Genomic DNA, 14252 nt, shown 5'->3' with positions numbered 1-14252 from the left:
GGGCTTAGGTCGCACATTTATGAAATATTTAACCTAAAGCACCTAAAACAGCTAATAGCTTTGCAAAGCTAATTCAATCCAACATGCGTAAGTTGATTATTTCCGTCGTTGTGGGCGGGCTCATTATTTTTGGGTCGATCTTTTTTGCAAAGAAAATTGCTGGAAGCAAGAAAAATAGAAGACCAGAACCCCAAAAAGTAATCAAAACGGTATTTGTGGATACCGTTAAAAATGGAACGGTTCCCATAATAATTCCGGCCAATGGCAATCTAAAGGCAAAGAGGAGGGTCGAATTGTTTTCAGAGGTTCAAGGTGTTTTTAGGTCGGGCAGCAAGCTATTTAGAACAGGACAGGAATACAATACGGGCCAGACCTTGATTCGCATCGATGCCAATGAATATTATGCCAGTGTACAATCGGCAAAAAGCAATTTGTACAATCTGCTAACCTCCATCATGCCTGACTTGCGATTGGACTACGGGGATGTTTATCCAAAATGGCAGACCTACCTCAATAATTTTGACCTAAATAAAGCCACGCCCCAGTTGCCGGAAATGGATTCCGAAAAAGAAAAATTCTTTGTTTCAGGAAGGGGAATTGTCGGGAGTTATTACAATGTAAAAAATTTGGAACAACGACTGTCAAAATATACCATTTCGGCTCCATTTAAAGGAGTTTTGACCGAAGCTTTGGTCACCGAGGGTACTTTGATACGGTCAGGGCAAAAATTGGGAGAGTATATCAATATAGGAGCATATGAGCTGGAAGTTTCCATTCCCAAAACTTTTGGGGACTTTTTAAAGATTGGAAAGCAGGTAGAACTGACCAATTTGGACAAAAGCCAACATTATGTTGGAAAGGTTGTCCGGGTAAACGGAAGAGTGGACCAAAATTCCCAAACAATTACCGTTTTTATTGAGGTAAGTGACCAGAACTTGAAAGAAGGGCAATACTTAGAGGCCAATTTGGCTGCCAGAGAAGAAGAAAATGCCATAGAAATAGATCGCTCACTGTTGTTAGAGGACAACAAGATCTTTGTGGTACGTGATTCCATTCTTGATCTAATTGATGTTAAACCAATGTACTTTACGGATAAGAAGGTCGTCTTAAAGAGTGTTCCGGACAATGAAGTAATTGTTACTAAGGTAATGACCGGGGCTTATGAAGGAATGTTGGTCAGGGTTTTTGATAGTACAAAATCCAAAAAAGCCAAATCGTGAAGAAAGTCATCTCCTATTTTATAAAATACCATGTTGCGGTTAACGTAATCATTATTGCATTCTTCATTTTTGGGCTTGTAGGAGCTTTTTCCTTAAAATCCTCCTTTTTTCCATTGGTGGAATCTAGAAATGTTTTGATCAATATTACCTATCCCGGTGCTTCACCACAGGAGGTCGAGGAGGGTATTGTGCTCAAAATTGAAGACAACCTGAAAGGCCTGCAAGGGGTGGAACGGGTCACCTCTACTTCAAGAGAAAACAGCGGATCTATCAATGTTGAAATTGAAAAGGGAAGGGATATTGATTTCATGTTGTTGGAAGTAAAGAATGCTGTGGATAGAGTACCAACTTTTCCAACAGGAATGGAGCCACTAGTGGTTTCAAAGTTAGAACCAGTTAGGCCCACCATCAGTTTTGCGGTAAGTGGAGAGAACATACCATTGGCAACCTTAAAACAGATTGGTCGTCAAATTGAAAACGATCTTAGGGCTATAGAGGGCATCTCACAAATTGATATTTCCGGCTATCCGGACGAGGAGATTGAAATTGCGGTGGACGAAAATCGTCTTTTGGCCTATAATATTTCCTTTAACGAAGTGGCCCAAGCAGTTTCAAATGCCAATATTCTGGTCACAGGCGGAAATATTAAAACAGATTCCGAAGAATATCTGATTCGGGCCAATAACCGTTCGTATTATGGAGATGAACTTTCCAATGTTATTGTTAGGGCCGATGTAAGTGGCAAAACAATCCGCCTAAAAGATGTGGCCACCATACGAGATCGGTTTTCTGAAACACCAAATGCCTCTTATTACAATGACGGATTGTCCGTCAATGTTACCGTAACCAGTACAAACACCGAAGATCTAATTGGTTCCGCTGAAAATGTAAAAGTGTACATTGATGAATTTAATCAGAAATACACCAATGTGCATTTGGACGTGGTTCGTGACCTTTCAAAAACACTGACCCAGCGTACCGACTTGCTCACAGAAAATGCGATCGTAGGTATGGTATTGGTACTCATCTTCCTATCCCTGTTCCTAAATACCAGATTGGCGTTTTGGGTGGCCTTCGGATTGCCCATTGCATTTTTGGGAATGTTCATTTTTGCACCCATGCTCAATGTCACAATTAATGTGCTTTCCTTGTTTGGAATGATCATTGTGATCGGGATTTTGGTGGATGATGGAATCGTAATTGCTGAAAATATCTATCAACATTACGAAAAAGGGAAAACACCTGTACAAGCTGCCATTGATGGAACCATGGAAGTGATTCCTCCCATTCTTTCAGCCATTATTACCACGATTCTTGCCTTTTCGATTTTCTTGTTTTTGGATGGGCGAATAGGCGATTTCTTTGGAGAAGTATCGGTAATTGTAATGTTGACGCTTTTGGTTTCATTGGTTGAAGCGCTCATCATCTTGCCAGCACATTTGGCACATTCAAAAGCATTGCGTCCGCAGAAAGAAGGTCCAAAATCGAGCATTGGGCAGGCATTTGCCAAACTTAGGGTAATCAATAAAATGGGTGATCAAGCAATGGCTTGGATGCGCGACAAGCTTTATAGTCCGGCGCTACGATTTACCCTGGAGTATAAACTTTTGACTTTCGCCTTGTTTTTTATGGCCCTGGTCTTGACTTTTGGATCCATAGGAGGAGGTATTATACGAACTTCCTTTTTTCCAAGAATCGCAAGTGACCGTATTGCAGTTGAATTGCAAATGCCTAATGGCACCAATGAAAAAGTTACCGATTCCATCATCAGCATGATTCAGGAAAAAGCCCAAATGGTGAACCAAGAGCTTACTGAAGAATATCTAAAAGGAACGAACAAAGTACTTTTCGAAAATATGCTCAAAAATGTGGGCCCCGGATCATCAGCGGCAACTTTGGTGATCAATTTACTGCCCGGGGAAGAACGCCCTGATGAGATTCGGGCCGATTTGGTCACAGGACGTTTACGCGAACTTGTCGGCCCAGTAATCGGAGTAGAAAGCTTGATTTATGGATCGGGGGGGAATTTTGGAGGTGATCCCGTTTCCGTCTCCCTTTTGGGAAATAATATCGCCGAACTAAAGGCGGCCAAAGCTGAGTTGAAAACGGCTTTACTGAACAATGCCTTGCTTAAGGATGTAGCGGACAATGATCCGGCGGGAATCAAGGAGATTCGTTTGGAGCTCAAAGAAAATGCGTATTTGTTGGGACTTGATCTAAGAACGGTGATGAACCAGGTACGTGCAGGATTTTTTGGAGCCCAAGCACAGCGGTTTCAGCGTGGGCAGGACGAAATTCGGGTATGGGTGCGTTATGACCGTGAAAATAGATCTTCTATTACGGATTTGGACGATATGCGGATTCTTGCACCGACCGGGGAGCGTATTCCGCTGAAGGAGATTGCCAACTATACTATTGAACGTGGTGATGTGGCCATCAACCATTTGGACAGCCAGCGCGAAATTCAAGTTTCATCCGATTTAACGGACCCCAATACTACCAGTGGTACAGATGCCATGACTTGGATAAAGGATGAAGTAATGCCCGATATCCAATCCAAATACCCATCTATAACACCTTCATTTGAAGGTCAAAATAGAGAGGCAAACAAACTTTTGGATTCGTTGACTTTTGTTGGCCTATCTGTTTTGTTCTTGATTTATGTCACCATCGCCTTTACTTTCCGCAGTTTCAGTCAACCTTTATTGTTGATATTGTTGGTTCCATTTAGCCTTACAGCTGTTGCTTGGGGACATTGGTTCCATGGATTCCCAATCAATATATTGTCCATGCTGGGGATTATTGCCCTTATCGGAATTATGGTCAACGATGGGCTTGTGCTTATCGGCAAGTTCAATATAAACCTCAGAAATGGATTGGATTTCAACGAAGCGCTTTACCAAGCTGGACGTTCCCGTTTTAGGGCCATATTTTTAACCTCTGTGACAACAATTGCCGGTTTGGCTCCCTTGCTTTTGGAAAAAAGTAGACAAGCACAATTTTTAAAGCCCATGGCCATTTCCATAGCCTACGGAATTGGGTTTGCAACTGTGCTCACTTTGTTGATGTTGCCCTTGTTCCTTTCCTTCGGAAATAATGTCAAAGTATTGGCAAAAAGGGCGTGGACAGGCGAAAGAACGACTCGTGAGGAAGTAGAGCGTGCCATTAAAGAACAAAACGAAGAACAACATATGTTGGAGGAAGGCACGCATCAACTTAATGGAAGCGCGAGTCATAAAGAACTTCAAGAAGAATCTCCAAAAGTGATATAAGAAGCAACAAGTAGAATGAGAAGAGTTTTACATTTCCTGCCCTTTTGTTTATTTCTGTATTCCGTGGCTGTACAAGCTCAGGATCAATTGCTTACAAAAGACGAAGCGATAGCCATGGCCTTGGAATATAATTTGGGGATTCAAGTGGCAAAAAATACCAAGAGAATTGATGAAAACAACGCCAGCATCCTAAATTCAGGGTATCTTCCAACAGTTACCGCGAATGCCGGAGGAAGTATAGACAAACAAAATACAGAAGGCCAATTGGCCAGTGGGGATACGCGTACAGCAGATGGGGCGGAAACAAGACGATATAATGCCTCGGTGAATGTTAATTATACCCTTTTTGATGGATTAAACCGTCATTACAGCTATAAAAGCTTCCAAGAACGTTCGCAACAATCAGAGCTTGAGGTAAGGCAGACCATTGAAAATACGATTTTGCAATTGTTCACGGTATACTACGAAGCTGCTCGTTTGACCGAGAATACCAAGAATTTGGAAGAAGCCCTTGAAATTTCAAAAGACCGGTTAAAACGTACGCAATATCAATTTGAATACGGTCAAAATACCGGACTTGATGTGTTGAATGCTGAGGTGGATATCAACACAGATAGCATCAATCTATTAAATTCCAAACAGCAATTGCGCAATACCATGCGAGATTTGAATCTGGTCCTCAACCAAAACTTAGAAGCGCAATTTGCTACGGATACCACGGTGAATTTTGTTCCGGGCCTGCAAATGGAAGACATGTACAATGAGGCCAAATCGAACAACATTAGATTACAATTGGTTGAAAAAGACATGAACATTTTGAATTATGACGTAAAAGCCGCCAAAAGTGTCTTTCTGCCAACAATTGGGTTAACCGGTACGTATGGATGGAACGAATCCAATAATAACAGTCCTTTAGCTTTTTTGATTCAAAACACCTCAACCGGATTGACCGGTGCGGTAAATCTATCTTGGAATATTTTTGATGGTGGTCGGGGTATTACCGGAATCAAAAACGTAAAAATTGGTTATGAGAACCAAGCGTTGCTCAAAAAACAAATAGAGTTGGAAGTTGAACGTGACATCAGAAATGCTTGGGACAGCTATACCAATGCCCTTTATGTTTTGGAAGTGCAAGAAAAGAACTTGCAGACCAACCAAGACAATTTTAACCGCACGAATGAAAAATATAAACTGGGTCAAGCAACTTCCATAGAATTTAGACAGGCCCAATTGAATCTACTCAATGCCGAATTGGTGAAAAGCCAGGCCAAGTACAGTGCAAAATTAGCTGAACTTCAAATGCTACAGGTAAGCGGTCAACTATTGAATGTAGCATTTTGACCTATGTACGAGCACTTTTTCCAATGTCCGTATTGCTGGGAGGAAATTTCATTTCTTTTGGATAATTCGGTCTCAAAGCAAACATATATTGAGGACTGTGAGGTATGTTGCAATCCTATTGAGGTAACCCAGGCATTTGAAAACAATGAACTCCTAGATTTTGAAGCAAGGGAGCTGGGGCAATGATACAAGTACAAGAATCAAAGATTCAACCACTGTTTAAACTCAGCCGCCTTGTTTTTGCTAATAATGATGTTGGTGTCTGGCTTGGGTGTCACCAAAATTTTTAGTTGATTGTTTCCATATCTAACAATTTTATCAATGCTCGATATGGCAATTATGGATTGTCTGTTGGCCCTAAAAAAATGTGCGCTGTCCAATTGGGAAAACAGTTCTTCGAGACTAGAGTTGGAAGTAGAGCGTTTACCGTCATAGCAAACGACATAGGTGATGGTGTTTTCCGTGTAAATATGGGCTATTTCTTCAATGGGGATAGAAAGTAACTCGTCCCGCAAATAGGTAAGTATACGTCTTTTGGAGGGAGTATCTTCCGACTCCACCTTTGTCGAATCATGAACACGTTGCTGATAATCCCCAACAGCCCGGTTCAATTTGGAAAGGTTGAACACCTCGTCTTCCAATTGTTTGTTTTTTAGCTCAAGTCGTTTCTCATAAGCGCTTCCAAGCAATCTTACTGCAACCACATAGGTGAGGACGACCAAAAGCCCCATAATTATAAAAATGGAGTAGAATCGGCTCCGCATTTCCTTGAGCTTTGTGGAAATCTTGCTCAGTCCAATATGGGCTGCTACGATCCAATCGGTGCCAGCAACCGAGTGCATATGAATTACTTCAGATGGGTTTACAAGACCATCTGACCCATTACTCTCCATTTCCTTTAATCTAGATTTCAACTGGGCATAAAAACTGTCAGGGGTAAGCTCATCGGTCACTGAGGAAACAAAGGACTTTGTGGCAGCTGCTTGCTCCCCGACCCTTCTGACATCGGGATGACATATAATCTCCCCAGACCAATCCAGAATACTTAAATATCCAATATCCAAATCCGTTTCTTGAAGACTTTGCTGCACATTTTGGATGACCGCCTCCTTGCCAATACCAGTGCCTATTTGATGGCTTACCAATGTGGCAAAAGTCTTGGTTTCGTTTTTGCTGAATTCCAAACAGGTTTCCAGCAAAGTAATGGTTTCAGATCTATTAATATAATGTAGGGCAATACTGGCGATAATCGTGTAGATAACGGCTATGGTGATAAAAGTCAAGAAATAGAGCCTGTCTTTTCGCATGAGGATTATCCCTGTTTTTCCCGAATATATAATGATTTTGCTACCAATCAAAACCTTATGAAGGAATTGATGAAAACTTCAAATCTGGATATTCCTTTCAACCCAAAATATTCCGCATCAAGCCCGTTATTTCCCGTTCACCCACATTTTATAGGTACACGGGAGGGATTTTTACTTGTTTTGATTTATCAAAATTCGATTTGGCTTCAACGCCATCAACTTAACAAATCCGACATTATGAAAAAAAGTTTAATGCTCTTTTCCGCCGTAATGGCATTGGCAATGATTGCCAGTTGTTCGAGTGAAAGTGAGGACGATTTAACCGATGACGGCCCTGGAAATGGCGCAATTACTTATGAGAGCCGTATTAGTGCCATTGTTAGCAGTAATTGCTTGGGTTGCCATGGTTCCCCAACGGCCAATGGGGCACCCTTTTCACTGACCACGTTCAGTGATGTAAGTAGTAGGGCTAGTTCCATACTCACCGCAATTAGCAGACAAACTGGAGAGACAAGGGCGATGCCTCCTGCGGGTCGATTATCACAATCGACCATCGATTTGTTCGAGCAATGGATCGATGCGGGAACCCCAGAAAACTGATCAGAGGATGGTTAGATGTTTGATAAAGGGAATTGCAGGGTGTCTTCTCATTGGTTTAGGTACCCTGCAATTACAGGCCCAGGAAAAATTTATCGACAAAAACGGGATAATCATCTTTGAAGCTTCTGAAGATGTTTTTGAAGAGGTCAAGGCAATCAACAGAACCGTTACAACCATTTATGATTCTGAGAGCAACAGGATTGCAGCATTGGCCCTGGTTGTTGGATTTCAATTCAAGAATTCCCTAATCCAAGAGCATTTTAACGAGAACTATGCCGAATCAGAAGCCTATCCCAAGGCAATGTTCAAAGGGCAATTACAGGATTTTGATTTTGATGAGTTAGGTTCTGAGGTCACCAACGTGAATCTCAAGGGCATACTGACCTTTCATGGCGAAGACAAGGAAATTATCACAACGGTTCGAATGCAACGGATAAATGACATGCTCCAAATGATAGGAGATTTTGTAGTGACACCAGCTGATTTTGATATTAAAATCCCAAAAATTGTCCGAAATAAGATTGCAAAGGAAGTACAAGTGAAAATTGATTTTAAGCTGAGTAAAAAATGATGACCAAAAAGAATTTGACGGTATTGTCCCTAGTGCTGTTGGTATTCATCATTTTACTTGTGGGCTACAAATACATTAATCCGGGGCAAAGAAATATTGCCGAGGAAGCCGCTCAATATGAATTATCGGCCAATGAACTTTTTTCTGGATTCCAAAACGAACAGGGCAACCGTTATATAGATCAAGTGATGATTATATCAGGAAAAATAACGGAGATGGATAAAAATTCACTGACTCTGGACAACAAAGTGCAGGTGAACTTCATAAGTGCCCTGCAATACAAGGTCGAAGATGGAAGTCGTATTTCCATCAAAGGAAGATGCATCGGATATGATGATCTTCTTGAACTAGTTAAGATTGACCAAGCAACTATAACCGATTAAAGAACATGAAAAACATAAAAAAACTTTTGGTCCTTTTGGCTTTACTGCCCCAAATTGTTTTAGGACAGGACCTATTGGATGAAATAGATTTGGAAACTGCCGATAACTTTGAGACTGCTGCTTTTAAGGGGTTAAAGGTTGTAAATTTTGAATCTACCAAAATGGTGTCGGAGAAAGAACTGTACTTTGTTGTATCACACCGTTTTGGTTCCATTAAAACAGGAATAGAGGATTTCTTTGGTTTGGACCAGGCCGTTACTAGGTTAAACTTGATCTATGGCATCACAGATGGTATCAATGTGGGCGTTTCAAGAAGTTCATTTCAAAAAACCTATGAAGGTTCCCTAAAACTGAGGTTGACAAGGCAAAAAAAAGGGAGCTTTCCCTTAACCATTGTATGGTATAGCAGCGCTCAGATAAATACATTCTTAGATGAGGAAACCTTGCCTGGATTGGAGTTTAAGCACAAGCTTGGATATGCTACGCAGGCCTTGATTTCAAGAAAAGTGAATAAAAATCTTTCGTTGCAATTGGCACCGACCTTTTTCCATAACAATCTGGTAAGCGTTACTGAACAAGATAATTCGCAATATGCCTTGGGGATAGGAGGAAGGCATAAACTGACCAAGCGGTGGAGTATAAACATGGATTATGGAATCCATCTTAACAGAGCGGGAACTTCCCCGTTCAAAAATCCACTTTCCATAGGATTTGATTTGGAAACCGGAGGACATGTTTTTCAACTGCATTTTACAAATGCACAACCAATGAACATCAACAACTTTCTGGGGCAAACAACCGGAGATTGGGGCAATGGCGATATTTTTTTCGGATTCAATATCTCAAGGGTATTTTAAATTTCTGGCTATGAAAAAAAGTTTAGCGCAAATACATGTGCAGCATTCATTTTGTATGAACTGTGCCGAAAAAATACAGAACGAACTATTGTGCATTGCGGATATTTCCAATATTCACGCCTATCCAACAGATCGGTTGATCGTATTCAATTTTGTGCGTGCCAATGAGCTATCAATGGTCCTTAACAAACTAATGGAACTTGGACATCCTCCAAAGGGCGATGTCATTAAAAAAGAAAATTATGTGCCACCCTTATGTAGTTGCGAGGGAATTGGATACAACGCGGCTTAGCTAAAATGAAAAAGGAAATTGTTTTAGTAGTTTTGAATCCAGGGCTTGTTTACAGGCTCTGGATTTTTATTGGAACCAATGCGAAGTATTAAAAAAATAGGAACTTTTGGTAAAATCATACTTACGTCCATATTACTTATTATGGGCCTTTGCCTGATTAGGTTTACCTTGCCCTTAAACTCTGAAAATGTACAGAACAGAGAACCCGAACTGTATATCAATGCCCATAATTTAATTTCAAAACTTGAACTGAACACTTCTGAAAGCATTGGTCTGGCTTCCGAAAAAGTAGTGGCAGTTACCGGAATGATCAGAGAAATTAATAATCGAAATAATAGAATCACCATAATTTTGGGGTCAGGGGATAAAGAACACCCAAGTATTATATGTGATATGACGGATGGTCAAAAAGATTATATAAAACACCTATCTGCCAACGATACCATTATGATCAAAGGCATCTATAAAGGGTTTTTGAAAGATGCCATATTTTTGAACTGTATAGTGATCCATGAATAACATGAACAAGCTCATTCCGTTTTTTGTACTTTTTTGTCTTTGTACATTTGGACAAGAGCATACAAAGGTCATAGAAAGGCAAGGCCATGTATCTTTCTTTTCATACACCTCGGTAGAGCATATAAAAGCGGAAAACAATCAAGTACTGGGTATTGTGGATTTGCAGACCGGAGGAATCGCCGTCAGTATGCTCATGAATGCCTTTATTTTTGAAAAAGCTCTTATGAGAGAGCATTTCAACGAAAGTTATGTGGAATCTGATATTTATCCGAAGGCAATTTTTGAAGGAAACATAGTGGATTTTGACCCTACATTGTCGGGAGAACAGACCCGCATTGTAAAAGGGAATTTTTCTATGCATGGGGAGACCAAACAACTTGAAATTAAGGCCAAAATAGAACGAAGGGAACAAACATATGTGCTGTCAGGGACCTTTGAGACCGTGGTCCAAGATTATAAGATAAAAATACCGCCTTTATTGGCCGGAAACATTGCGAAGACCATTTCCGTGGATTTTAGATTTGAATGTGCGCCCTATGAAGACTAGAATTTTTTTGACTATACTGTCCATAATTGTTTTTGCCAACACAGCAGAAGCACAAAAAGGACTGTTGGATATTTTGGAAGAAGAACAGAAGGATACGCTTCCCCAATATACCTCTGCCACTTTTAAAACAACGAGAATCACCTACGGACATTCTGTTGAAACCAGAAAGAAAGGTATTTTGGAGGTCTTCGTCGCCAATAGGTTCTGGAACACTCCCGAACTTCGGTCGCAAAAATTTGGAGTGGACAAGTTGAATGTTCGGATAGCTCTGGAGTATGCAATAAGTGATAGACTCTCTACAGGTTTTGGAGGGTCCACCTGGGATGGACTTTTCGATGGTTATCTTAAGTACAGGCTGATCAGGCAACGGAACGACTCCGAAGGCGCCCCATTCAATGTTACGCTTTTTCAAAATGCAAGCTATAACAGTGAAGCCATGACAGGGGCATATGCCACCGGGACATTTTCCAACAGACTTTCATACACTTCCCAGGTGCTAATCGCCCGAAAATTCAATTCCAAATTTTCACTGCAGCTTGCCCCTACGTTCATACATAGAGGATTTGAAGGCAGTCCGGAAGACCCGAACAATCATTACGCTTTGGGATTTGGAGGGAGGTATAAACTTAGCAACCATGTTTCCTTGGTGTCAGAGTACTATACCGTGTTCAATCCGGTTGAATCGACCGACACCTATGGTCCGTTTGGATTGGGCATAAATTGGGAAATAGGTGATGTCATGCTTCAATTTATGCTGACCAATGCGCCAAGTATGGTTGAGGATTCGTTTATCGCTGGCACTCGGAACAATTTCAATTTTAAAAACCCTAACCTGAACTTTGGCTTTAATTTCACATATGTGATTCATTTCAATAGAAAATTGAAGGGATTGAAACAAACCAAGGGGTTAAATGAATAAAAACGCCGACTACTTTAGTAATCGGCGCTTATCAGTAGCGGGAACAGGACTCGAACCTGTGACCTTCGGGTTATGAGCTTTGTCATAGCTACTTCAAATTCAGCATAAAATATTCATAATTAATTGATTAACAGTATTTAGTATTTTAATAAAATCTATTAAATACCATTTAAAATCAAAATATTCTGTACCTATTCTGTACCCATTTTGGATGCCAATGACTATATTTATGTCGTAAAGGGACTTGAAAATGGCATTGATCAAAATAGTTAGGAGAAAAAATAAACAAAGAAAAGATGGGACTGCGCCTCTTGCGGTTAGGATAAGCAAGGATTACAAGACCAACTATTTTTTCACGGGACAATACGTCTTGGAAAAGGATTGGGATAAAATCAGAGGAAAGGTGAAAAGTACTCATCCAAACCATAAGAAATTGAACAATTTCTTAATGGGGAAACTCATTGAGGCAAATGGTATATATTTGGATACAAAGGACACGGTTACCCCAATCCAGGTAAAACAGAGGTTGAAAGGTGCACGAGGATCTAAGTCTTTTTTTAATGTTGCCGCCGAACGCATCAAGTTGAAATATGAAAGGGGGACTTTTTCAGTTGCAAAGTCAGAGTTGTCCATCCTCTTCAATATGGAAGAGTTTTTGAACCTGAGAGCCAATGATGACAAAGACACCATTATAAACGAGATTAAGGAACGCCGTAGGTCTAGGGTAAGCAAGGGTAGGAAATCAGAAAGTTCCTTTATGGATTCCATCCAATATTTTTCAAAGAACAAATCTTTGAAGTTTCAAGATATAGATGTAAGGTTCATAGAAAGATACAAGACTTTTTGTTCAGTTTATTTGGGACAGCGAACACGTACAATCACCAATCAACTTATTTTTATCAGAACTGTGTTCAATATTGCCATTAAAGAAGGCATTGTCGATTCCAAATATTATCCGTTTGCTGGGGAAAAGGAGAAGATACGAATTGGCACGAGTCACAAAATTGGCCTGACAGTGGGCGAAATAGAAAAGATTGAGGATTTGGTTCTTGAGTCGGGTACTTCCATTTGGCATACCCGAAATGTATGGTTGTTGGCTTTTTACTTTGCAGGGATACGTATTTCGGATGTGGTTAAGCTAAAGTGGACCGATTTTAAGAATGATCGTTTATTCTATGTAATGGGGAAAAATGATAAACCATTGAGTCTCAAAATCCCAGAAAAGGCCAAACCTATTTTAAATGTCTATAAAGAAGAAAGGAACAATGGCTATGTATTCCCCTTTTTAAATGGCGTTGACCCAAAGGACACCGAAAGTATATTTGTCAAGACAAGGAATGCGACAAAACTTTTCAATAAATATCTAAAGAGAATTGCAGAACAGTGTGGGCTTGAAAAGAACCTATCAAATCATATTGCGCGGCATAGCTTTGGGAATATTGCTGGAGACCGGATACATCCATTGATGCTTCAAAAGTTATATCGTCATAGCGATTTAAAGACCACCTTGAACTATCAGGCCAATTTTATTCATAGAGAGGCAGATGAAGCTTTAGATAGGGTAGTTAATTTCTAAGTTGTGAAAAATTGAACGCAAACCGAAGAATGTTTAAGAATTAAAAGCCATCCTATAAAATTCCTGGGTACAACAAAGGTACAACATCAGGACTTTTTCGGCTAGCGACATGGATTACCATTATTTGATGTTATTTAATAATTTGCCACTCTGAATTTCAAACTGTCCTATTTTTAGGGAAGGCTACAATACATTGTTGTAAACAGTTGTTTTTTCATTTGGTTTTAAAAATCCGATTACCAGAATTGATACCACTTTTTTTGTTCAGTTTGTAATTCAGTCATTTCTGGTGGAACAGTTTTCGAACCCTCAATCAGTCCGTAAACTGCGGTATTAAATCCAGATTCTACATCCAAATCGTTTTGGCATTGTTGTATTATAAATGCTGTCGACATTGCACAAGCCACAGCCATTTCTTTTTCGGTTAACTTGTGCTTTTTCATTATTTCGGTTGCTTTTGCTTGAGTCGAGTTTAATGATTGCAAAAAGTCAAGTTCAGTTTTTTGTATTTCAGCCGATTCCATTTTATCATTATCAACAGTTACTCCCATATTCGATAAGACAGCTTCAATTACATTAATCAGTTCAGGTCCTTGTTCATTCGCCTGTTGAGAAAGAACAGCTGTTCCAGGTTTAGCATCATCGATTTCAAGTCCGAATGATTTGAATAAAAATGCACCAGATAATCTTGCGGAAGTTGCGATTGCAGTAGCAGAATGTACTTCTCTATTTTTTCCAATCGCACTTGCAATTAGGTCAACAATTTCTCCTGTTGCTTTATTCTGATTTTGGGTTATTTCCATCTATTGAGTTTGTTTGGTCAATTGTTTACAACGACCCGCTAAACG

Annotated in this window: 15 protein-coding genes; 13 read left to right on the top strand and 2 right to left on the bottom strand. The window is 40.1% G+C overall.

Features of this window, described 5'->3' with window-relative positions:
- Positions 1 to 83 precede the first annotated feature (83 nt).
- From ACULLG_RS00430 to ACULLG_RS00415, 4 genes are read left to right on the top strand one after another with little or no spacing between them, the layout of a single operon-like run.
- The gene (locus tag ACULLG_RS00430; RefSeq protein ID WP_452124790.1) at positions 84 to 1220 is read left to right on the top strand and encodes an efflux RND transporter periplasmic adaptor subunit; all 1137 of its coding nucleotides are present in this window, start codon (positions 84 to 86) and stop codon (positions 1218 to 1220) included.
- Positions 1217 to 4492 (top strand): efflux RND transporter permease subunit, encoded by a 3276-nt coding sequence (locus tag ACULLG_RS00425; RefSeq protein WP_452124789.1) that lies wholly within the window; start codon positions 1217 to 1219, stop codon positions 4490 to 4492. Before ACULLG_RS00430 ends, ACULLG_RS00425 begins: the two co-directional genes overlap by 4 nt.
- A 15-nt stretch (positions 4493 to 4507) precedes the next feature.
- The gene (locus tag ACULLG_RS00420) at positions 4508 to 5833 is read left to right on the top strand and encodes a TolC family protein (RefSeq protein WP_452124788.1); all 1326 of its coding nucleotides are present in this window, start codon (positions 4508 to 4510) and stop codon (positions 5831 to 5833) included.
- Positions 5834 to 5836: 3 nt separating this feature from the next.
- Positions 5837 to 6019, top strand: coding sequence for a CPXCG motif-containing cysteine-rich protein (locus tag ACULLG_RS00415; protein ID WP_452124787.1), 183 nt, complete (start codon positions 5837 to 5839; stop codon positions 6017 to 6019).
- Between the two features lie 14 nt (positions 6020 to 6033).
- Here the strand turns inward: ACULLG_RS00415 and ACULLG_RS00410 are convergent, their stop codons facing one another.
- A complete protein-coding gene (locus tag ACULLG_RS00410) occupies positions 6034 to 7140 on the bottom strand; it encodes a LytR/AlgR family response regulator transcription factor (RefSeq protein ID WP_452124786.1) in 1107 nt (368 codons plus the stop codon).
- A gap of 237 nt (positions 7141 to 7377) precedes the next feature.
- On the opposite strand from ACULLG_RS00410, the gene ACULLG_RS00405 reads away from it, so the two are divergent.
- From ACULLG_RS00405 to ACULLG_RS00365, 9 genes are all read left to right on the top strand, one after another.
- Positions 7378 to 7740: a hypothetical protein gene (locus tag ACULLG_RS00405; protein WP_452124785.1), complete on the top strand. Its 363-nt coding sequence runs from the start codon at positions 7378 to 7380 to the stop codon at positions 7738 to 7740.
- A gap of 7 nt (positions 7741 to 7747) precedes the next feature.
- On the top strand, positions 7748 to 8311 hold the full coding sequence (locus ACULLG_RS00400; RefSeq protein WP_452124784.1) for a YceI family protein: 564 nt from the start codon (positions 7748 to 7750) through the stop codon (positions 8309 to 8311).
- A complete protein-coding gene (locus tag ACULLG_RS00395) occupies positions 8308 to 8694 on the top strand; it encodes a hypothetical protein (protein WP_452124783.1) in 387 nt (128 codons plus the stop codon). Before ACULLG_RS00400 ends, ACULLG_RS00395 begins: the two co-directional genes overlap by 4 nt.
- A 5-nt stretch (positions 8695 to 8699) precedes the next feature.
- The gene (locus tag ACULLG_RS00390) at positions 8700 to 9551 is read left to right on the top strand and encodes a DUF5777 family beta-barrel protein (protein WP_452124782.1); all 852 of its coding nucleotides are present in this window, start codon (positions 8700 to 8702) and stop codon (positions 9549 to 9551) included.
- A 10-nt stretch (positions 9552 to 9561) separates the two neighbouring features.
- The gene (locus ACULLG_RS00385) at positions 9562 to 9843 is read left to right on the top strand and encodes a hypothetical protein (RefSeq protein ID WP_452124781.1); all 282 of its coding nucleotides are present in this window, start codon (positions 9562 to 9564) and stop codon (positions 9841 to 9843) included.
- A 78-nt stretch (positions 9844 to 9921) separates the two neighbouring features.
- The gene (locus ACULLG_RS00380) at positions 9922 to 10362 is read left to right on the top strand and encodes an OB-fold protein (RefSeq protein WP_452124780.1); all 441 of its coding nucleotides are present in this window, start codon (positions 9922 to 9924) and stop codon (positions 10360 to 10362) included.
- A 1-nt stretch (position 10363) separates the two neighbouring features.
- Positions 10364 to 10909: a YceI family protein gene (locus tag ACULLG_RS00375; RefSeq protein ID WP_452124779.1), complete on the top strand. Its 546-nt coding sequence runs from the start codon at positions 10364 to 10366 to the stop codon at positions 10907 to 10909.
- A complete protein-coding gene (locus ACULLG_RS00370; RefSeq protein WP_452124778.1) occupies positions 10899 to 11828 on the top strand; it encodes a DUF5777 family beta-barrel protein in 930 nt (309 codons plus the stop codon). Before ACULLG_RS00375 ends, ACULLG_RS00370 begins: the two co-directional genes overlap by 11 nt.
- 250 nt (positions 11829 to 12078) lie before the next feature.
- Positions 12079 to 13404 (top strand): phage integrase SAM-like domain-containing protein, encoded by a 1326-nt coding sequence (locus tag ACULLG_RS00365; protein ID WP_452124777.1) that lies wholly within the window; start codon positions 12079 to 12081, stop codon positions 13402 to 13404.
- 236 nt (positions 13405 to 13640) lie between these two features.
- On the opposite strand, the gene ACULLG_RS00360 is transcribed toward ACULLG_RS00365, so the two are convergent.
- On the bottom strand, positions 13641 to 14207 hold the full coding sequence (locus ACULLG_RS00360; RefSeq protein ID WP_452124776.1) for a hypothetical protein: 567 nt from the start codon (positions 14205 to 14207) through the stop codon (positions 13641 to 13643).
- Positions 14208 to 14252 lie beyond the last annotated feature (45 nt).

This window comes from Flagellimonas sp. 2504JD1-5, assembly GCF_053618295.1.
This window is presented reverse-complemented; position numbering and strand designations above follow the sequence as displayed.